Source organism: Paenarthrobacter nicotinovorans (assembly GCF_021919345.1).
Classification (GTDB): domain Bacteria; phylum Actinomycetota; class Actinomycetes; order Actinomycetales; family Micrococcaceae; genus Arthrobacter; species Arthrobacter nicotinovorans.
Genome location: NZ_CP089293.1, coordinates 2,927,429 through 2,947,129, shown reverse-complemented (window position 1 = coordinate 2,947,129; position 19,701 = coordinate 2,927,429). Strand labels below are relative to the sequence as shown.

The window sequence follows — 19,701 nt, the reverse complement described above, 5'->3', positions numbered from 1 at the left end:
CCAGCACGGGCGAGCAGGATGATGAGTGCGTCAAAAGATGGCATGACCGCGCCGTGTCCGCCGGGGAGGAACGCATTCTTGCCCGGACGGTGAATGGTGGACTTCACAGTTACCGCGCGGAAGAGATCACGCTGTATCGCCAAGGAAACCGCTGGTACGCGGTCGGTCAGCTGCCTACTTCGAACATCTGGACCGAAATGCAGCCAGATTGCCGAGCACGCCAGAGAACGATGATGATGTTGAACTCTTGCTGATGAGCAAGGGGTTTGCGGACGACGGCTCGGTTATGGGCGGGGAGCAGAAAGCATCTGGCGGTGAAGGGAAAGGCCACCAGCCGCAGTCAGGGATGAAGGGCTGGTTCTCTCGCCTTTTCGGTCGCGCGACCGCCGGCAAATAGCCCGGCCACCGCTTGTCCGTTAGTCGGTGACGTTGACGTCTGAGGAAATGAAGAGAACCAAGTACTCCCGGGTGGGAGTTCGCATCGAAGAGGTCAGGAGTTCGAATCTCCTTAGCTCCACAGTTTAGGCGCACCGCAGCTATCTTGGCTGCAGTGAACGTGTCTCCCCGGGAACTGCCCCCACTTGGCTGGACGCCAGCAATTGAAGACCCTCTGCCGCCGGCGATCCAGGATCAGTCGCATACATGAGAATCCGGTGCCCTGATTCGTCCGGAGGGGTAAGAACCTCGAAATTGAGCACCAGATCCCCAACGTCCGGGTGATGAAGATGTTTCAGCCCGGACATGCAGTTCTCGACCGGATGCCGGGCCCACAGGGCTGCGAATTCTTCGCTTTTCATGGTCAGCTCTCCAACCAGGGAGGCCAGTTCGGGATCGTCCGCGGATTGGCCGGCAACCAGGCGCAGCGACGAAACAGCCCGCTTGGCTTCCTCGCCCCAATGTGTGTACAGCTCACGGGTGTGGGGGTCGAGGAACAGCATCCGGGTCAGGTTCGGCCTTGTCGCCGGCGTTGAAGGCGCAGAGAAGTCCAGATGACCGGCAACAAGCCTGTGGCCAAGGGCATTCCATGCCAGCACTTCGCTCCGGCGGCCCAAGACAACAGCCGGCGTGGTCGGCATCGAATGAATCAGCCGCAAGGTGCCGGGCCTGGCTTTGTCCGGCTTCATGGTTGTTCGCCGTTTGGTGGTCGTTGCCCGGGCAAGGTTGAACAGGTGCGTGCGTTCATCGCTGTTCAGGTTCAGGGCCCGGGAGATTGATTCGATGACAGCCTCGGAGGCGTTGCTGCTCTGGCCCTGCTCAAGGCGCGTGTAGTACGTGCTGCTGACTCCGGCAAGCATCGCCAGTTCTTCCCGGCGGAGCCCCGGTACGCGGCGGATGCCGTAGTTGAGGAGGCCGACATCCTCCGGCTGCAGGGAAGCACGCCGGATACGAAGGAACTCCCCAAGTTCGCTTTGACTGGTCATGAACCCATTCTGCCGGTCGTTCTTGAAACTGTCCTGTCCCTGCCAGGGGTAGGCAAGAGGGGGTGTGGTTGATGCGTTGGCATTCGGTGAAGGTGGAGATCCGAGACACTGCCGACGGACGCAGCAAGTACTCCACGGAAGGAAACACCCATGACCTCGCACCAGGACTTAGCCACAGGATCGGCTCCACCCCCATCAGAGGCCCGCCGGATTACCACGCCGTCTGCCCGGATGGCAGGCAGGCAACGACTCGCCCTCATCATCCTGCTCGCGGCCAGCTTCACCCTCGCCGTTGATTTCTCCATCCTCAACGTCGCCCTCCCCGCCATCGGTGCCGACGTCGGGTTCAGTTTGGAGAACCTCCAATGGATTGCGACGGCGTTCGCCTTGTGCGCCGCCGGACTGACCTTACTGTTCGGACGTGTTGCCGACATCGTTGGCCGCCGCACGATGTTCCTCATAGGGATGGCCCTGCTCGGTGCAGCCTCCCTGGCCGGTGGCATGGCAGCCGACCCAGCCGTACTGCTGATCGCCCGTGTGGGCCAAGGCACCGCCACAGCCATCGTCGTCCCCGCTGCCTTGTCACTATTGCTGGCTTCGTTCCCGGAAGGACCGCTCAGGGACAAAGCCCTGGGACTCAACGGTTCCCTTATGGCCGCTGGGTTCACCACCGGCGCCATCCTGGGAGGCCTTCTGACAGACCTTCTCAGCTGGCGGTGGGCCTTCTTCCTGAACGTTCCCGTGGCCGTTGGAGTGCTTGCCATCGCTCCGATCGTCCTGGCCGAAAGCAAGCCCGCTGCCAAGCTGCGGTTGGACGTACCGGGGGCAATGACCGTAACTCTGGGCCTTCTGGCCTTGGTTTTCGGACTCTCCAACGCTGCCGAGCACTCGTGGACCGATCCGCTGACCTTGGGTGCCCTGGGGGCCGCCGTCGTGTTCTTCCTTGCGTTCGCGGCCGTCGAGCGGCGTGCTGCGTCGCCGTTGGTGCCGCTGGAGATACTGAAGCGGTCGACCGTGGCCTGGGCGAACATCGCAGGCATTCTTGCGTTTGTCACGGAGACGTCCCTGGTTTTCCTCCTGACCCTGTATCTCCAGCAGGTCCTCGGCTACACACCTTTCGGTGCAGGTCTGGCCTTTGCAGTATTGGGTTTTGGTACTGTCCTGGGCGGCGTCCTCGGGCCGAAGATCATCGGCATGATCGGGAGCAAGAGGGCGATCGTTTATGGATTCCTCGTTCAGGCAACGGCCACTGGCCTGCTTGTGTTGCTCAGTGCTGACCCTGCCTCCATCGGCCTGCTGCTGACTGCAACGTTCATCGGGGGAGTCGCGAACCTTGTGGTCATTGTCGGGTTCATGGTCACCGCAACCTCGGGCCTGCCTGAATCCGAGCAGGGTTTGGCCACGGGACTGGCAACCATGAGCCAGCAGATCGGCATCACCCTGGGCATTCCGGTCATGAGCGCTGTCTTCACCGCGCATGTTCTGGCCATCGGCCGGCAAGATGCCCTTTCGGTGCTCAGCGGCGTGACAGCCGCCGTCTGGGTCAATGCCGGGCTGTGTCTCCTGGCGGCACTTCTTGTGGCTGTGTTCCTGCGGAGACCGATGCCGGTCACCCCGCAGTCGCTACCGGCGGTCAGCTGACTGCCGGCGGCGCCTGACGTTTCGAATAACGAGCCATCCCAGAAAAACCGCCAAGGCTGCGTACACGGCGTAGTTGAGGAACCGCGAGTACTGGTCGATCAGGTGGTACTGCTTGCCAAGCAGTGACCCCAGGCCGATCAGTACTGCGTTCCACAGTCCCGCGCCGGCGATCGTGAAGACGGAGAACGTCAGGAGGTTCATCCGTTCGGCGCCTGCGGGCAAGGAAATGAGGCTCCGCACGCCGGGGAGTAGCCTGCCGAAGAAAATCGCGGACTTGCCGTGGCGTTCGAACCAGCCGGAGGCTTTCTCGAAGTCCTCCCTGTCCACCAGCGGAAGTTTCGAAAGCAGCGAGATGGACCTCTCCAAACCAACCTTGTATCCGAGCCAATACAGGAACAACGCCCCTGCGTATGCGCCAAGCGTGCTGGTGACGAAGACCAGAACAATGTTCATGCTTCCCTGCTGGGTCAGGAACCCCGCGAGGGGGAGTATCACCTCGCTGGGGATGGGAGGGAACACGGTCTCCAGGAACGTCATCAGGCCCACGCCCCATTCGCCCAGGGCATCAATCACCTGGGCGGCGACCCCCACAATGCCGGTCAAGTCTTCGGTGGAACCTTGGGCTCTCGGTACACTGATCAACTCTTTGCCCTTTCATGGACTTCGCCACAGTAAACGCTATTGCCACGAGTGCTTTTGGGCAAAGTTGCCTGCTTGGACGCGCGGCTGCCTCTCTGATCCCGGCAGGGTGTCGTGCCCTTTACGGGCCCCGGAGGATCGGCAAGGATGACGAGAATACCCAGCCGTGCCTGAAGGAGCATCGCGATGACCAAGTACCTGATCTCTTTTCCCAGTGCTGCCATGGACATCACTGAGGAAGAACTCCCTGCAGTGGCTGCAGCGGCCCACGCCGTAGTGCAGGAGGCCAAAGACGCAGGAGTGTGGGTGTTCGGCGGGGGTATCGATGAAAGCATCCCGCCGGTCATGGTCGACGGCGGCGGCTCGGTTCGGGAGGGAACGTACCCGCAAACGTCGCAGCTCGAAGGTGGCTATTCCATCCTGGAGTTGCCCTCCTACGAGGCCGCACTGGAATGGGCCACAAGGATGGCGGCGGCGTGCCGCTGTGCCCAGGAAGTCAGGGCTTTTCAGTACGATCCTGCCAGTTGATGCCCATTGTTTTGGACCCCTGTCACCTATATCGTTGACTATATCGTTCAGTATCGTTCGCGAATCTCAGAGGTGAGCTTGATGCACAATTCATTCCCTTCAAATGGCTTTATGGGCAACAACCTGGATGGCATGTGGCAGGCCGTGGAAGAGTTCCGGTCACGCTTCGAGAAGCGCTCCGGGGGCCGGGCCGGGCGCGGCGAACTAAGGACCGCGATTTTGGCCCTCCTGGCTGAGCGTCCCATGCACGGTTACCAGATCATCCGGGAAATCGAGGAACGCAGCGGCGGAAGCTGGAAGCCCAGCGCGGGTTCCGTATACCCAACGCTTCAGCTGCTCTCTGATGAGGGATTCGTCAGTTCCGAGGAATCCAGCGGGCGCAAGATCTACGCCCTGACCGAAGCAGGCAGGGAAGATGTAGCAAGCTCCGAGACGTCCGCACCCTGGGGTTCCGTGGGCGCTGCATCGGGTCCCGGGTTCGCCGCATTGCCCAAAGCCGGGGTCGAGCTCGCCCAGGCCGCAGCGCAAGTGGGCCGGACAGGCACGCCACAACAGGTTCGGGAAGCGGTGACGGTGCTCGAAGAGGCTCGCCGCCGTCTGTACTCGATCCTCGCCCAGGACTGAAGGGGTGACGTCGGTTCGACCGGATCAGGCAGAGCACGTCCCAGGCGCTGTGAGTGCACGTGCCCGTTACCGTCGCATCCTGCGGTTCGCTGCCTGGCATCTTGCGGTGACGTGGTGGTTCGAGCTTTTCCTGCCAAGGTTGGGCCTGCGCCGGCTGACTGAACGCAATCGTGCCCGGCGAATGACGCGTTTCGCTCAACGGTTCCACCAACTCGCGGTGGAACTAGGCGGGTTGATGATCAAGGTGGGACAGTTCATGTCCTCGAGGCTCGACGTCCTGCCGCCCGAGATCACCGCCGAGTTGGAGGGCCTGCAGGACGAAGTGCCGCCCGTCCCGTTCCAAGCCATCCGCCAACTCGCGGAGGCCGAACTCGGCGCACCCTTGGAGTCGGTATTCGCCTCCGTTGAGGAGGTGCCCATCGCGGCGGCCTCACTAGGACAAGCCCACCGTGCCAAGCTCTTGGCAGGCAACGCGGAGGACACCGGGCTGAGCAGCGTGGTTTTCAAAGTCCAGCGGCCCGGGATCCAGACCATCGTCGATATCGATCTTGCCGCACTGCGCAGGGTGGGAGGCTGGCTAAGCCGGATCCGCATTGTGTCCGACCGTGCCGATGTTCCCGCGTTGATCAAGGAATTTGCCCAGACCAGCCTTGAGGAGATCGACTACCTGAACGAGGCCGCGAATTCGGAGCGGTTCGCCGCTGACTTTGCCCATGACCCACGCGTGACGGTGCCGGGAGTGGTGTGGGAGCGGACCACCCGCCGTGTGCTCACCCTTGAAGACGTGACCGCCATCAAGATCACGGATACCGAGGCACTGCGGTTGGCGGGAATTGATCCCGCGACTGTCGCGCCCGTTTTCGCGTCAGTGATGTTTGACCAACTGTTCACCAATGGCTTCTTTCACGCCGACCCGCACCCCGGAAACATCTTCGTCACCCCGAACACCGGCACCTCGGAACATCCGTGGAAGTTGACGTTCATCGATTTCGGCATGATGGGCGAGGTTCCGGCGAAGACAAGGTCCGGCCTTCGGAAGCTCCTGATCGCAGCAGCCTCACGGGACGGCAAGGGGCTGGTGGCCGCCATCAGCGACGTCGGCGTGCTGATGCCCTCTGCGGATACGGTCGAATTGGAGCGGGCCATGACACAGCTCTTTGCCCGCTTTGGAGGCATGGGTTTCGCCGAACTGCGTGACGTGGATCCGCGGGAGTTCCGCGATTTCGGCGCAGAGTTCGGAAGCGTCATCCGTTCACTGCCGTTTCAGTTGCCGGAGAACTTCCTGCTTGTTATCCGGGCGATGTCCCTGACGTCCGGGGTTTGCAGTTCCTTGGATGCCCGATTCAATCTGTGGGATTCGGTCGAGCCCTACGCGGCACAGCTCCTTCGTGATGAACGCGGCAATCTGGTAAATGACATTGCCTCCCAGGCGATGGAGGCCGCGACGCTGGCCTTGCGCCTACCGAAACGCCTTGACAGCTTGATCACCCGGGTCGAGGACGGGTCGCTGCAGGTTTCGAACCGCAAGCTGGAACGCCAGCTGGCGCGGCTCATACGTTTGGCCCGTTACGGGGTGGCTGCTGTGCTCTTCGCTGCGTTGCTCATTGCCGGTTCCGTGGTCAGGGGAGGGGATGCGGTTCTTGGCGACGTGCTGATGTTTTCGTCAGTGATCCCGTTGCTGGGTGCGCTGCTGACGGGGCGCCGACACAGATCCTGAGGGCATGGCCAGTGCCGTGCCGCGCCGTAGAATTGCCCTGTGACTGAGACCCCTGCCCGTCGTCGTGAGGTATCCGGCGGCATGAACGGACCCATTCTGGTGGGCGTCATGCCTGGGCAGCATCCGTCGGTGGTGGAGCAGGCAGCCGTGGTTGCCGGCGGCACACGCCTTCCGTTGGTGTTCGCCTACGCCGATGTCACCGTATATCCCGTGGACGGAACCACAGGAGGACCGGCGGCACCCATTGATCCCGATGGCGTGGACGGCGATTCCCGCAACGCCATCGAAGCGCTGAAGAAGACCATCGCGGATCAACTGTCCGGACTTGATATCCAATGGTCGATCACGCCGCTGGCGGGGGAACCTGCGCGTGCCCTGGCCCGCGAGGCGGAGGCCATTGGAGCGTCGATGATTGTGGTGGGTACACGCGAACACCGCCTGACCGCGGCACTCAAGGACGCAACTGCCGGTTCCGTGGCCCGCCATCTGTCTCACCGGCAGAACCGCCCTGTGCTGGTGGTGCCTGTGAACCCGCGGGTCCCGGACGACGATGACGACGAGTAAAGCCACACGCCCGGTACACCTGCACTGGCGGTTCATGGGGATAGTGGCCGCCGGAGGGGTGCTGGGGGCAGTGACACGCTATGGCCTGGGAATGGTGATCCCCGCGCCCGGAGCTTGGCCCCTTCCCACCCTGATCATCAACCTTTCCGGGGCTTTGGCCCTTGGTGCCCTTCTGGAGGGGCTCTCCCGCAGGGGTCCCGACGTCGGAAACCGCCGGGTCTTGCGGCTTGCGCTGGGAACGGGGTTCTTGGGCGCCTACACCACCTACAGCACCCTGGCCGTGGACGCCGTGCATTTGCTGAACGCTGACGCAGTTCCCGCAGCTGCGGGCTACCTGACGGCAAGCCTGCTGGGCGGGGCTGCCGCTACGACTGCGGGCATATGGCTCGGCGCCTGGCATCACAGACTGACGGAGCGGGCCCGATCATGACGGTCCTTCTGCTTGGCTTGGCTGGAGGAGTGGGCGCGGTCGCCAGATTCATGGTCGATGGCCTCATACGCGCAAGGCTGAAGACCGCCCTCCCTTGGGGCACCATCCTGATCAACGTTTCGGGCTCTTTAGTGCTCGGATTTTTAGCCGGGTTGATGATGCGCGGCGAGGCGTCCGAGACCCTGTACCTTGTCCTGGGCACTGGTTTCCTGGGAGGCTATACGACATTCAGCACGGCAAGCCTGGAGACCATCAGGCTTATCCAGAGCGGCAGGGCAGGGCTGGCCCTGATCAACGGTGTGGGCTCCATGGCCGCCTGTGTCCTGGCTGCCGCGGCCGGTGTCGGACTCACTTTTCTCCTGCCCTAAGCAGTGTGTGTCCGCCCGTCAAGGACGCAGTCGTGCGGCTGTAGGATCTAGCCATGGCTAACAAGACTTTCAATGAACTGTTGTCCGCCCAGGTTGCCAATGAGTTTGCAGCCTCCCAGCAGTACATCGCTGTGGCTGTGTACTTCGACGGTGAGGATTTGCCACAGCTTGCCCGGCATTTCTACCGCCAGTCCCTGGAAGAACGCAACCACGCCATGATGATGGTCCAGTACATGCTGGACCGTAACGTCCACGTCGAGATTCCGGGCATTGCCCCCGTGCGGAACAACTTCACCAACGCCAAGGAACCCATCGCCCTTGCCCTGGAACAGGAGAGGGAAGTCACCCGCAACATTGAGGAGATGTTCCGTGCTGCCCGTGCCGAAGGCGACGCCCTGGGCGAGCAGTTCATGTTGTGGTTCCTCAAGGAGCAGGTTGAAGAGGTCGCATCGATGACCACGCTGCTCAACATCACAGAACGCGCCGAGAATCTCTTCGACATTGAGAACTACGTCGCCCGCGAAGCAGTGGGCGACGGCGGTCACGACGCCAGCGCGCCCTCCGCTGCCGGTGGCGCCCTTTAGGAACCGGCAACAGCCCGACGCAACGCGCATGACGGGGAAGGTCGCCGGAAGCTCAGCTTCCGGCGGCCTCTTCGCGTGCAGCGTCGTCGTCCGCGTGGGACCGCCCGAGCAAGGATAGGCGGCTCGCGATGCGGGCGAAGTCCATCGGAAGGCCGCTGCGGCCGGCCCCGACGTCCCAGTCCAGCGGGCCGGGGCCGATCAGGAACAACGTGATGTCCTGATCGTGCAGCACGTCCACCACGTTGCTTAACCTTTGCCAAGCCGGCGCGGATGCCGCATCGGCGTCCGCAGGTGAGGGGACGCCGTCGACCACCCAGGTGGTGAACGTTTCGGCCAGTGCCAGATAGTCGGACGTGGAGGTCAACCCGCCGCACAACTCCTCGAATCCAACCCATAGGAGGTCGGGATCGGAGTTCTTGACGACGATCGGCTGGGTGGTGGGGGTCAGCACCCGGCTCTGCGACGGTGACGGGATGAACAGGCCCAGCCGGCCCAGCTGGCGGGACGTACCGGGTGTCACGATGCGTCCTGCCCGGAAGGACTCCCTGCCTTGGGGCTCTGCGGACCCGGCTGCGGGGAAGCGTCGAAAATCTGAAGAACCATCGATTGTCACTATGTCCATCATCTCCTTGATGGCCTCAATGGTGGGCAGGAAATGGTCGTGCCAAAGAGGGTTGGGCAGCAACTCGTCCGGCGCGTAGTTGGACGTGACCGCCAAGGGGATGCGGCGCTGCGCGGCAGTTCGCAGCAGACGCGCAATGAACATGCCATCGCCGACGTCGTGGACGTGAAATTCGTCAAAGAAGAGCACCTCAACGTCATCCAGCAACGAGTCCACCGAATGCTGGATGGCCGTCGAGCTGCCGGCATGGGAACCGTGGGTTCCGGCGTGGAGGCTGCGGAAGAAATCGTGGAAATGCACCCGCCGTTTGCGCACATCGAGCTGCCCAAAGAAGCTGTCCATCAGCCAGGTCTTTCCCCGTCCCACAGGTCCGTGCAGGTAAAGGCTCCGTGGCATCTTCCGCGAAAGAGTCCGACGCCGGACCGTCACCTCCGCGCCCATGGCCGCCAACCGCCCGGCTGCACGCTGCTGGCTGTCTTCGAGCGCAAAGCCGGACTGTCCGGCGTCGAGGTTTATTCCTTCGAGCAACCTCCGGGCGATGTCCCGGGTTGCTCGTGGAGTTGGCCTCAAGAGTGGCGTCACAGCCATCCTTTGCGCTTGAAGATGACGTACATGAGCAGTGCCACGCCCACCATGAGGCCGATCGCCATGGGGTAACCAAGGTCCCAGTGGAGCTCGGGCATGTGGTCGAAGTTCATTCCGTAGATTCCTGCCACGAACGATGGCGCGAAGAGGATGGCAGCCCAGGAGGAGATCTTCTTGACCTGCTCGTTCTGGGCCGCGCTGGCCTCGTTCTGCCGGTTTGCGGTCAGTGTGCCGTCCAGGGTCAACGCGTTCTGGAGGAGGTCCCGGAACGAGTTCACACGGGAAATGACGCGTTGCACGTGGTCTTCGACGTCCCGGAGGGAACGCTGCAGCTCGATGTCCACGCCATATTTCTCGAAACCCTTCTCCAGAAGCGACATGATGTCCGGCAGGGGTTGGATCGCCCTCTGGAACTGGATCACTTCGCGGGCGAGTTCGTAGATCCTGCGGGAAACGGCGCTGTCACCGCTGAAGAGCTGGTCTTCGATTTCATCGATGTCGTTCTCCAGGCCGGCGACCACGGGCGCATAATCATCCACCACCTGGTCCAGCAGCGCGTACAGCACCGCTTCCGGGCCGTGGCAGAGAAGATCCGGCCGTGCTTCCAGACGGTGGCGGACACGGGCAACCCCGCCGGTTTCGGCATGGCGGATGGTCACCACAAAGTTGACGCCGGTAAAGATATGGAGTTCCCCGAACTCCACGGACTCGGAGTCATCCAGATACCTCGCCGGTCGGAGAACCGTGAAGAGGTTGCTGTCGTAGCGCTCAATCTTGGGCCGCTGGTGCGCCGAGACGGCATCCTCCACAGCCAGCCGGTGGAGGCCGAACTCCCGGGCCACCGCGGCCATTTCTTCCTGCGTGGGGCGGTAGAGGCCGATCCAGGCCATGCCGCCGTGCTTGGCCAATGTCTCAAAGGTTTGCTCGAGGCTGTGGGGGGTGGCAGTGCGGACGCCGTCCACGTACACGGCGTTGTCGATAATGGTCACAGGTTGAACGCTACTGCATGGCCCCGATGATCGCCCCGGCAACAGTCATGGCAAGAATGTCGTGGCCGGAATCGATCACGGTAACCGTCGAGGGGCGTCCCGCAAAGCCGTTGTGGATCACGTGGCCACCTGCACGGAAGACCACGGCGATGATCAGGGCGAAGACGGCACCTGCCCAGAAGGTGTTGATGTCAAGCGCGCTGAGCAGGATCGCCAGGAGGATGCTGGTCACGGCCGCTGCGAGCATCATGGGTACCCAGATGCCGGCTCCGCCGTCGATGTTCTTCAGATCGTCCTCGGTCTTGCCGATGGCCTGCATCCACCTGCGTCCAAGAACGGCCGGCATGTACCAGACAAAGCCGATCACCATGCTTGAAACGAAGGCCAGGAGAACGGCGAGCCAGTTGATCTGGGAGATATGTGAGAGCCAATCCATGCCTAAGATCCTAGTTCGTTCAGGCCTCCGCGCCCGGGCTCTGGTTCTCGTTCCTGCTGCGTGTTGGTACTGAGGCCATCCGGCCGATGAGCGGTTCCGTGCGGTAAGGGATGTGCGTGTGGAGCGCCAGCACCGTTTCCGTCCTGATCACTCCTTTCGTGCGGAGGACCGAGCGCAGCGCGGACTGCAGATTATGGGTGTCGGTTGCCACCACCCGGCACCACAAATCTCCCCGGCCGGAGATCTCGTGCACTTCGAGGACCTGGGGGATGAGGCGCAGGGCGCCGATGACGCCGTCGAGTTCGCGGTGGGTGACTTCGATCGTGACGAAAGCGACGACGTCGTATCCCACCTTCTCCAGGTCGACCTCCCGTCCCGCGGCCTGAAGGACGCCGGTGCGGAGCAGACGCTTAAGGCGGCTTTGGGCGGTGTTCCTCGCGATGCCCAGACCGTCGCTTAGTTCGGCGATCTGGATGCGCGGATCCTTGATCAGTTCCAGGAGGATCCGCAGGTCCATGGGGTCGAGGGTGTTCAAATGGTCACTCCAGATCACTCGGCTGCTAGGTCTTTGAGTATTTTGCTCAATCCTTGCATGTTTACAGCTCCCAAAGTTCAGTCCTCCTGCATTCTATTGCCATCAATACTTAGCCGGCCTGCGTCTCCCACAAGGAGGCCAAAACCGGCAACCGAGTCCGAAGGCATGGAAATGACTGTCTTGAGCGAACTCCGCATGCGTCCGGCCACCGCCGAGCGCTGGGGATGGGATGCCTCCACCACGGCCAGGCTGGTCCTGGCAGGGGTCGTGATCTTCACGTTGCTGGTTGGCGCGAACCTCGCCACACCCCTGTACCCCTTGCTCCAGGCCAGGATCGGCTTGTCATCGCTTGACGTGACCGTGGCCTTTTCCAGCTATGTGCTGGCGTTGGTGGCTGTCCTCATGGTGGCAGGGCACTGGTCGGATCACATCGGCCGACGGGCGGCACTGGTGCTCGCGGTCTTGGTGGGCCTGGCGGGCGGGGTGATCTTCGCCAACGCAGATTCCCTCCTTACCCTGTCTGTCGGCAGGGCGCTCCAGGGGGTCGCCGTCGGCCTCGCTACCGGAGCAAGTTCCGCGGCGCTGCGGGAGTTGCTGCCCCAACGCCCGGACTGGGCTTCTCGCTTCACGCTGCTTTCCTCGGCAGGTGGCGTGGCTGCAGGTCCTGCCATTGGCGGTCTTTTGTCGCTCCTCCCGGAGCCCACCCGCACGCCGTACTACGTCCACTCGGCCGTGCTGCTGGCCGCCCTCATTCCCCTGTGGCTGCTGAAAGCCAGGCCCGCGATCGCCCCCGCAGAAGGTCCAAAAGCCCATAGGGTGCTGGCGCCCCGGAAACCGTCCATTTCACACGAGGCCAGGGGAGCTTTCTGGATGGCGGCCACCACTGGATTCCTGAGCTTTGCGGTCTTCGGTTTCTGTTTGTCCCTCGCGCCCGGATACTTCGCCACAGTGGTTCACGCAGACTCCCGGCCCTTGATCGGAGTGCTTGCCGGAGTCACCCTTGGCTCATCAGCACTCAGTCAATTGCTGGGTGTCCGTGGGCGTTTCGTTGTTCCCGCGGCGCTCGCCGTACTGGGTGTTTCCGTGGTCCTCGTGGGAGCTGCCGCCGCGTGGTCAAGTCCTTGGCTGCTGGTGGCAGCGAGCATCTCGGCCGGCATGGGCCAGGGAATTGCCTTCCGGCAGGTATTCAACGAGGTCGCCGGAAAGGTAGAGGCGGCCCGCCACGCGCAAGTCATCAGCACGGTGTACGTCATTACCTACCTTGGAAGCGCTGTTCCGGTGATTGGGCTGGGACTTGCCGTGACGGCACTTGGCCTGCAGGCCGCCGTCGTGGGCTTCACCGCGCTATGTGGCCTGGCCGCGCTGACGCTGGCCGCCGTGTCCATGAAGAGTGCCCTGCGGATCTGACGCTGCGGGGCCGGTGTTGGCAGGGATCCGGTGTTACTCGGGGAGTGGTCCCCGGTTGCCCGGGATGTGCTGGAACACCATGGTGGTTTCCGTGTGGCCGACCACGGGGTCGGTGGCGAGGTTGTCCAGGAGCCAGTTGCGGAGGTCGTCGGTATTTGCGACGGCGATGTGCAGCAGATAGTCCACCGAACCGGTGGTGTGGAACGTTGAGATGACGGCCGGGAGCTTGGGCACGCGCGCCGTGAAACGGTCGATCTGGTCGCGGTCGTGGGCGCGGAGGCGGACAGCGATCAAAGCCTGTACCGAGCGGCCAATGGCCGGCAGGCTCAGCACCGCCTCGAAGCCTTCAATAATGCCCCGCTCGGACAGGGCCCTGGTCCGCATCAGGGCCGTGGACGGTGCGATCCCCACGAGTTCTGCCAACTGCTTGTTGGAAATGCGGGCGTCATCTACCAAGGCAGCGAGGATCCGCTCATCGATCGCGTCCAACGGCTCTGCGCTGCCCGTGCTCGACCGAACATTCTTCGTGGGGTTGCTCACGGATCCTCCTGAAATTGCCTTCCACCCATCCTAAGCGGTGATTTCTTCAGGTGACTATCGTTGTGCGGGCTTGCTGAGGTCCCTCCGCCGCTCCAAGCGCTGGAGCGGCTCGCTGAGCAACATCAGGAGCAACGGAAGATTTCCCGCGGATGGAATCACAAGGGCCAGCACGAGGGCGGCGAGGAAAAGCCCGGCCACTATCGCCCCTGCCCGGATTCCGGAGCGTGCCTCCACCGCGTCCATTTCGTGAAGCTCGGGATGTGAACGGAGATAGATGCGTGCCAGGAGAAGCGTGAGGCTGGTGGCAAACAATGTCCCGATGTACACCAGGGGTTGGGCCCAATCGGCGTCCATCTGGGTGGAGAGTGACGTGGACACGGGCATGACCACAATGAAGAACATCCAGGCTACCGTCAGCCACAACAAACCCGAATCGATCTGCCGGACCTTGCGGAACATGCGGTGATGATGCGTCCAGAACACGGCAATGAGGATGAAGCTGAGGGCAAAGCCCAGCAAAGCGTATTGTTCCTCGACGAGCCATTCCGCCGTGGTTCCGTGATGATCGGCCAGTTCCCCCACGCTCTCCATGAGGGGAAGGATCAGCAGGGTCAAAGCAATCGCCACCACGGCATCGGTAAACGCCTGCAAACGTTCCGGCGACGACAGTACCCGTGTACTCGCGAGCTGTGTCATGCCTCCGATTGTAGGACCAACACGGCCCGAATCAGCGGGAAATCCGTGGTGAACGGTGCACTGCCAAGGTGACTGCCGCCGTCGTGCATGACAGGGCGATGACGCCCGCCGCCAAAGCGGTCCAGCCGAAGTGCTGGAAGACCAGGCCTCCGGCCCATCCGATCACGCTGGAACCGAGGTAATAGGACAGGTTGTACAGGGACGCTGCCTGTGCCCGGCCGGTAGTGGCAATGGCGCCGGTCCAGCCGGAGCCCACGCTGTGGGCCGCGAAGAAGCCGCCGGTGAAAACTACCAGCCCGGCAAGGATGGCCACAAGGTTATCCACCAGGGTCAATGCCAACCCGGCCGACAAAACGGCGATGCCCGCTACCAGGACGTTCCGCCGTCCGAACCTGGTGGTGAGCCCGGCCGCCCAGCGGGAACTTACCGTGCCCGACAAGTAGGCAAGAAATATGAGGCTGACCAGGGTGGCTGGCAGCCCAAAAGGCTCGGCATGCAACCGGAAACCCAGGTAGTTGTAGACCGCTACGAAGCCACCCATGAGGAGGAACGCCTGCAGGTACAAGGACAGGAGTTTTGGATTGCGTGAATGTCCGCCCAACGTACTGATGGCGCCACGGAACCCTGCGGCCGGGGCTGGCGTGAAGCGGCGCTGTTTGGGAACAAGCACCAGGAACAGGACGGCGGACACGGTGGCCAGCAGCGACACGGCAAGGGTCGCTGCACGCCAGCCCCACAGTTCGCCGGCGGGACCCGCCACGAGTCGCCCGGCAAGGCCGCCCAGGGTGGTGCCGGCTACGTAGCTCCCGGCGGCCAGGGCGGTATGGATCTTGGTGACTTCCTCATTGAGGTACGCGATGGCGATTGCGGGTATACCGCCCAGGGCCATGCCTTCCAGCATCCGCAGACCCAGCAGCATGGGCACATTCGGGGCCAGCGGAACAAGAAGCCCCAGGATCGTAGCGGCAGCGATGCCGATGGCCATGGCACGGACCCTGCCGATCCTGTCGGCAACAAACGACCACGGAAGCACGGTGGCGGCGAGACCAACCGTGGCCAGCGAAATGCTGAGTGCGGCTTCCGCTGCAGTGATCCGGAGGTCCGCTGCCATGAGGGGCAGCACGGCCTGGGTGGAATACAGCTGTGCGAACGTCGCGACGCCGGCCAGGGCCAATGCCGCCAGAACACGGCTGTAGCCGCGGGACCCCTTGGCGTGCCCGTCCCAGCTTTCGGTTTCAGCCTCAATGCTCGTTCTGTTCACCGGCCCAGAGTAGGACGACCTCGACTACCCGTTCCAATGCATGGGTTACGTATAATTGATGCAGATATGCATGAGTTGTGTTGCTGAAAGGGAACGTCGTGGAACCGGATCACCAGCAGCTTGTCCAACTCCTCCCGCTCCTGCCGGTCCTGGCAGAACTGGGCCGCACCGAACATATGACGGAAACCGCGGAATTGCTCGGGGTACCGCAGTCCACGGTCAGCAGGGCCGTGGCTCGGGCCAGTGCGATCGTTGGGATGGACCTGTTGGTGCGGGACGGACGCGGTATACGTCTCACCTCAGCCGCGAAGGCCCTCCTCCCGTACATCGACGCTGCGCTGGAGGATTTCCAGGCAGGCCTGGACCGGGTACGCCACGAATCGGACGTCGTGCGGGGGCGGATCGGAGTCTCGTTCCAGCACACGTTCGGCGAAGCCACCCTCCCTCTCCTGATCAGTGCGTTCCGCGGCCGCCATCCCCACGCAGCGTTCGAACTCTGGCAGGGACCCCGCGACGATTGCCTGCAACAGTTGGCCAGTGGGGAGATGGACTTCGCCTTGACGGCGCCCATAGCGCCGGAGGGCCGGGGCATCCGCTCCCATCCGCTGTACCGGGAGCCGCTGAGGGCTGTGCTGCACTACCGGCACCCCTTGGCCGGGCGGCCCAGCGTCAACCTCTCGGAGCTGCGGCACGACCCCTACGTGACGCTGCCGGCCGGAGTCGGCTTGCGGGCGCTGGGGGAGGCACTGTTCCGTGAAGCAGGGTTCCGGCCACGCATTGCCTTTGAGGTCCAGGAGTCCACATCCGCCCGAGGGCTGGTCTCGGCAGGGTTGGGGTTCAGCATCCTCCCGCCCGCCGGGCCCGGCTCCGGCACCGGACAATATCTGCCCAAGACGGAACTCGGGCTCGTCGAGGTGTCCATTGAATCCGATCTGGCGTTCCGGCAGATTGGCATCGCCTGGCGGGAGCGGACTTTCGAGCCGGACGCGGTTCGGCTTTTTCGCGAACTGGTGGTGACCGAAGGCGGCGAACTGTTGGCCGAACTCGTTAGAGCCCGTTCAGGAACTCCCTGACAACATCCCTCGCTGATCCTGTCCGCGCCTGCTTCCAGCCCGTTCCTGCCCACAAGTTGAGGCGGTGCGGATCGCCCGCCGCGGACGCCGCAGCACGGACCGGGGCAGTGAGGTGGTGGATGGCCGGGTAGCCCTTGGGGGCATCCTGATGATCCTGTACGAACTCGTTCACCAGGGAACGTGCCGGACGTCCCGTGAAAGCCTGGGTCATGGCGGTTTCAGTGAACTCAGGATTCCCCAACGCGTCCTTGTGCGATTGGCGCGCGCCGCTTTCGTCCGTGCGGAGCAGGGCGGTGCCAACCTGGGCGGCTGCTGCACCGGCAGCCAGGACCCCGCGGAGCGTATTGCCGTCCATGATCGCGCCGGCAGCTATCAGCGGAAGCCCGACGGCGGCCCGCACCCGGGCGACCAGGTCCGCCGTCGTACTGGCCGGCGACGTATCCGGACTGCCGGCCAGGAAGGCCGCAGTATGTGCCCCTGCGGAGGCGTGCTGGACGACCAGTGCGTCAGGGCCCTCCTCGGCAGCGGCGAGGGCTTCCTGAACACTGGTCACACTGGTGACAACGAGTGTTCCGGCCTTCTGCAGGGACCCGACCACTTCGCGCCCAGGGAGGCCGAAAGCGAAACTCACCACTTCCACCGGGTCCGTCACGAGGATGTCGATCTTCTCCTGCCAGGCGTCATCGTCATCGAGGCGAAGCGGGGGCAACGTGACACCGTAGCGCGCAGCCTCTGGTTCCAGCTCGGCGCGGTAGGCTTCCAGCCGTGCCCGCTCCTTGGGCCCCGGCGACAGTGCGTCCGGGTCCGGAACAAAGACGTTCATGCCGAACCTGATCCCCAGCGCCCTCGCAGCGGAGACCTCCGCAGCCATGGACCCGGGACTCTTGTACCCGGCAGCGAGGAAGCCCAGCCCGCCGGCCTCATGGACAGCGTGTACCAACTTCGTTGTTGATGTCCCTCCTGCCATCGGGGCCGCAATAAATGGTGTGCCAAACAGGAATTGAGGCATGGTCGGTTCCTCCTCAGGACGCTCCAAGCTAGTCTTTCACGGTGAACAATCATGACTCTGCCCTGCATTCCCCTGCCCCCTCCGCGGCCGCGAGCGGCACCGTTATCGGGCTCGACATAGGCGGCACCAAGACCCGCGGTGTGAGGTTTCAGGACGACGAACCGGTCCGGGATGAAACGTCAGGCAGTGCCAACGTCCAGAATGTCAGCCGGGAGCAGGCTGCGGCGAACCTGGCCGAATTGTTCGGAAAAATCGGTGGTGGCCGGATCGACCAGGTATACGCAGGTGCCGGCGGAATCGATACGCAAGAAGATGCCCAGGCGCTCGCAGACCTGATCGCCCCCCACGCGCCGGGGGCGCGCATCACCGTGGTCCACGATTCGAGGCTGCTGCTGGCGGCCGGGGGAGCTGGCACCGGTGTGGCCGTCATTGCCGGGACCGGTTCGGCGGCGTGGGGAAAGAACGACGCCGGCGAGGAAGCCCGGGCGGGTGGCTGGGGCTACCTACTGGGGGATGAAGGAAGCGGGTACTGGCTCGGAAGGGAAGCCGTCCGGCACAGTTTGCGGCGGATGAATCAGGGCTTGGAGCCTGACCGGCTGAGCCGCGCTCTCCTGGATTCCTGCGGAGTGGATGAGCCGGGGAAGCTCATAGCCCTGTTCCATTCACCTGACACCGGCCGCCGCTACTGGGCACAACAGGCCCGGGTTGTGGTGGAAGCCGCCGACGCCGGTGACGAGGCCAGCCAGGCAATGGTGGTGCAGGCCGGGCGTGACCTCGCCGACCTCGCCGGACAGGTCACCCGCCAGCTGGGCCTGAACGGTCCGGTCATCCTGGGCAGCGGACTGGGAATGAACGTTCCACGTTTGCAGGAAGCGTTCACGGCGGCACTCGCCGAACAAGGCATCACGGATGTTCGGATCCTGCGGCAGGATCCCGTCTTTGGCGTTCCCCGTCTGATTGCCGAGCAGCGGGCATCAAGCCGGAAATAAGGCTCAGCCGCGCGTACGGGGACGCAGCTTGACGCCGGGAAGCGGGGGAGCCGGAATGCGGCCGGCTTCGGGACCGGCATCTGGTCCGTGGCCATGGACATGGCCGAAGCGCGAGGCCGCGGCAGCATCGGCGTCGAGCAATCCTTCGGCCTCCCATTCTTCGCGGGCCTGTTCTACTTCCTCGTGCGTCCGCCCAACGAAGTTCCACCACATGAGGAGGTCTTCACCGAAAGGCTCGCCGCCCAGGAGCATGAAGCGGGTGTCGGGTTGCGCTTCCACGGCGAGGCTGCTCCGGCCGGCGCCAAGATAGGCCAGGGGACCGGCCTGCACCTCCTGGCCGTCAATGACGAGGCGGCCGTCCAGGACCAGTACAGCGTGCTCGAAGTCGGGCCGCAACGGAAGTTCCAGCAGGCCCGATCCCACGATGTCGGCGCCAACGATGGGGCTGAACATGGTGGCAGGGGACCGCTGTCCGGCAAACTCGCCCACCATCACCGTGGCGGAGAAGCCGTCTCCCACGGCCACCGGCAGATCCCGGACTTGCTCGAACGACGGCGCGCGGTGGCGGTGCTCATCCGGAAGGGCAACCCAGAGCTGAAGTCCCCGTGACACCGGCAATTCCTCGACGAGGGGGCTGGAACCGTCTTCGGTGGTGGCCGGAAGGACCGAGAACTCGGAATGCGAAATACCGTTGCCGGCGGTCATGATGTTCAGCTCGCCGGGCCGCACCACAACGTCGCTCCCGACGCTGTCACGGTGCCGCACGGCACCTTCCAATGGCCAGGTGACTGTCTGCAGACCACAGTGGGGGTGGGGAAGGACGCTCATCGCCACCCGGTCCGGGCCGAAGCTGTCCAGGAAGCACCAGGCCCCTACGGTGGGCAGTCCACGCTGCGGCAGCGTCCTCATGACGTTCATCGCGCGGACGCCGCCCAGGGGGACTTCGCGTTCGGGCCACAGTTGAACGCATGGACCCTGCCCTTCGGGTGCGGCAGGGCAAACTTCCTGTGCAGGGGAAGTATCAAGATTGGTCACGTGTTCAT

General features: G+C 63.5%; 22 protein-coding genes. 11 read left to right on the top strand and 11 right to left on the bottom strand.

Annotated elements, in window-relative coordinates; genetic code table 11:
- Nucleotides 1-536: 536 nt before the first annotated feature.
- Nucleotides 537-1,421, bottom strand: a complete 885-nt coding sequence (locus tag JMY29_RS13695; protein WP_189075221.1) for a helix-turn-helix transcriptional regulator — start codon at nt 1,419-1,421, stop codon at nt 537-539.
- Nucleotides 1,422-1,652: 231 nt separating this feature from the next.
- Here JMY29_RS13695 and JMY29_RS13690 point away from each other — a divergent pair, with 231 nt between their 5' ends.
- A complete protein-coding gene (locus JMY29_RS13690; RefSeq protein WP_189075442.1) occupies nt 1,653-3,062 on the top strand; it encodes an MFS transporter in 1,410 nt (469 codons plus the stop codon).
- Here the strand turns inward: JMY29_RS13690 and JMY29_RS13685 are convergent.
- On the bottom strand, nt 3,045-3,704 hold the full coding sequence (locus tag JMY29_RS13685) for a DedA family protein (RefSeq protein ID WP_039242303.1): 660 nt from the start codon (nt 3,702-3,704) through the stop codon (nt 3,045-3,047). The genes JMY29_RS13690 and JMY29_RS13685 overlap by 18 nt on opposite strands.
- A 183-nt stretch (nt 3,705-3,887) precedes the next feature.
- Between JMY29_RS13685 and JMY29_RS13680 the strand changes: the two genes are divergently transcribed.
- The 7 genes from JMY29_RS13680 to JMY29_RS13650 all read left to right on the top strand — a co-directional run bounded on the left by JMY29_RS13680 (nt 3,888) and on the right by JMY29_RS13650 (nt 8,516).
- Entirely contained in the window at nt 3,888-4,229 is a 342-nt protein-coding gene (locus tag JMY29_RS13680; RefSeq protein WP_055971757.1) for a YciI family protein, read from the top strand.
- Nucleotides 4,230-4,340: 111 nt separating this feature from the next.
- On the top strand, nt 4,341-4,853 hold the full coding sequence (locus tag JMY29_RS13675; RefSeq protein WP_018776595.1) for a PadR family transcriptional regulator: 513 nt from the start codon (nt 4,341-4,343) through the stop codon (nt 4,851-4,853).
- Nucleotides 4,854-4,857: 4 nt separating this feature from the next.
- Nucleotides 4,858-6,570 (top strand): ABC1 kinase family protein, encoded by a 1,713-nt coding sequence (locus JMY29_RS13670; protein ID WP_055971760.1) that lies wholly within the window; start codon nt 4,858-4,860, stop codon nt 6,568-6,570.
- A 39-nt stretch (nt 6,571-6,609) separates the two neighbouring features.
- A complete protein-coding gene (locus tag JMY29_RS13665) occupies nt 6,610-7,134 on the top strand; it encodes a universal stress protein (protein ID WP_039242297.1) in 525 nt (174 codons plus the stop codon).
- Nucleotides 7,121-7,564 carry a fluoride efflux transporter FluC gene (locus JMY29_RS13660; protein ID WP_055971768.1) on the top strand — a complete coding sequence of 148 codons (444 nt, stop codon included), beginning with the start codon at nt 7,121-7,123 and terminating at the stop codon, nt 7,562-7,564. Before JMY29_RS13665 ends, JMY29_RS13660 begins: the two co-directional genes overlap by 14 nt.
- The gene (gene crcB / locus JMY29_RS13655; protein ID WP_055971771.1) at nt 7,561-7,932 is read left to right on the top strand and encodes a fluoride efflux transporter CrcB; all 372 of its coding nucleotides are present in this window, start codon (nt 7,561-7,563) and stop codon (nt 7,930-7,932) included. Before JMY29_RS13660 ends, crcB begins: the two co-directional genes overlap by 4 nt.
- A gap of 53 nt (nt 7,933-7,985) precedes the next feature.
- Nucleotides 7,986-8,516: a ferritin gene (locus JMY29_RS13650; RefSeq protein WP_018776590.1), complete on the top strand. Its 531-nt coding sequence runs from the start codon at nt 7,986-7,988 to the stop codon at nt 8,514-8,516.
- Nucleotides 8,517-8,568: 52 nt separating this feature from the next.
- Here JMY29_RS13650 and zapE read toward each other — a convergent pair whose 3' ends face one another.
- From zapE to JMY29_RS13630, 4 genes are read right to left on the bottom strand one after another with little or no spacing between them, the layout of a single operon-like run.
- Nucleotides 8,569-9,726 carry a cell division protein ZapE gene (gene zapE, locus JMY29_RS13645; RefSeq protein ID WP_229778553.1) on the bottom strand — a complete coding sequence of 386 codons (1,158 nt, stop codon included), beginning with the start codon at nt 9,724-9,726 and terminating at the stop codon, nt 8,569-8,571.
- Nucleotides 9,717-10,712, bottom strand: coding sequence for a magnesium/cobalt transporter CorA (gene corA / locus JMY29_RS13640; protein ID WP_018776588.1), 996 nt, complete (start codon nt 10,710-10,712; stop codon nt 9,717-9,719). Before corA ends, zapE begins: the two co-directional genes overlap by 10 nt.
- A gap of 10 nt (nt 10,713-10,722) precedes the next feature.
- On the bottom strand, nt 10,723-11,148 hold the full coding sequence (locus JMY29_RS13635) for a DUF1761 domain-containing protein (RefSeq protein WP_055971777.1): 426 nt from the start codon (nt 11,146-11,148) through the stop codon (nt 10,723-10,725).
- 19 nt (nt 11,149-11,167) lie between these two features.
- Entirely contained in the window at nt 11,168-11,683 is a 516-nt protein-coding gene (locus JMY29_RS13630) for an Lrp/AsnC family transcriptional regulator (RefSeq protein WP_026266981.1), read from the bottom strand.
- Between the two features lie 171 nt (nt 11,684-11,854).
- Here JMY29_RS13630 and JMY29_RS13625 point away from each other — a divergent pair, with 171 nt between their 5' ends.
- On the top strand, nt 11,855-13,090 hold the full coding sequence (locus tag JMY29_RS13625; RefSeq protein WP_179128293.1) for an MFS transporter: 1,236 nt from the start codon (nt 11,855-11,857) through the stop codon (nt 13,088-13,090).
- 33 nt (nt 13,091-13,123) lie between these two features.
- On the opposite strand, the gene JMY29_RS13620 is transcribed toward JMY29_RS13625, so the two are convergent.
- Genes JMY29_RS13620 through JMY29_RS13610 form a run of 3 tightly spaced genes read right to left on the bottom strand, consistent with a single transcriptional unit; the run spans nt 13,124 to nt 15,587 of the window.
- Complete coding sequence (locus tag JMY29_RS13620) at nt 13,124-13,630, bottom strand: Lrp/AsnC family transcriptional regulator (protein WP_011775479.1); 507 nt, start codon at nt 13,628-13,630, stop codon at nt 13,124-13,126.
- A gap of 54 nt (nt 13,631-13,684) precedes the next feature.
- Nucleotides 13,685-14,326: a TMEM175 family protein gene (locus JMY29_RS13615; RefSeq protein ID WP_189075220.1), complete on the bottom strand. Its 642-nt coding sequence runs from the start codon at nt 14,324-14,326 to the stop codon at nt 13,685-13,687.
- A 31-nt stretch (nt 14,327-14,357) separates the two neighbouring features.
- A complete protein-coding gene (locus tag JMY29_RS13610) occupies nt 14,358-15,587 on the bottom strand; it encodes an MFS transporter (protein WP_189075219.1) in 1,230 nt (409 codons plus the stop codon).
- A gap of 98 nt (nt 15,588-15,685) precedes the next feature.
- Between JMY29_RS13610 and JMY29_RS13605 the strand changes: the two genes are divergently transcribed.
- A complete protein-coding gene (locus JMY29_RS13605) occupies nt 15,686-16,660 on the top strand; it encodes a LysR family transcriptional regulator (protein WP_064721811.1) in 975 nt (324 codons plus the stop codon).
- Here the strand turns inward: JMY29_RS13605 and JMY29_RS13600 are convergent.
- A complete protein-coding gene (locus tag JMY29_RS13600) occupies nt 16,635-17,669 on the bottom strand; it encodes a nitronate monooxygenase (protein WP_189075218.1) in 1,035 nt (344 codons plus the stop codon). The two genes, JMY29_RS13605 and JMY29_RS13600, sit on opposite strands and share 26 nt — an antisense overlap.
- 41 nt (nt 17,670-17,710) lie before the next feature.
- Here JMY29_RS13600 and JMY29_RS13595 point away from each other — a divergent pair, with 41 nt between their 5' ends.
- Nucleotides 17,711-18,658 (top strand): N-acetylglucosamine kinase, encoded by a 948-nt coding sequence (locus JMY29_RS13595; protein WP_189075217.1) that lies wholly within the window; start codon nt 17,711-17,713, stop codon nt 18,656-18,658.
- Nucleotides 18,659-18,661: 3 nt separating this feature from the next.
- On the opposite strand, the gene JMY29_RS13590 is transcribed toward JMY29_RS13595, so the two are convergent.
- The gene (locus tag JMY29_RS13590; RefSeq protein ID WP_026266977.1) at nt 18,662-19,693 is read right to left on the bottom strand and encodes a pirin family protein; all 1,032 of its coding nucleotides are present in this window, start codon (nt 19,691-19,693) and stop codon (nt 18,662-18,664) included.
- Nucleotides 19,694-19,701: the final 8 nt, after the last annotated feature.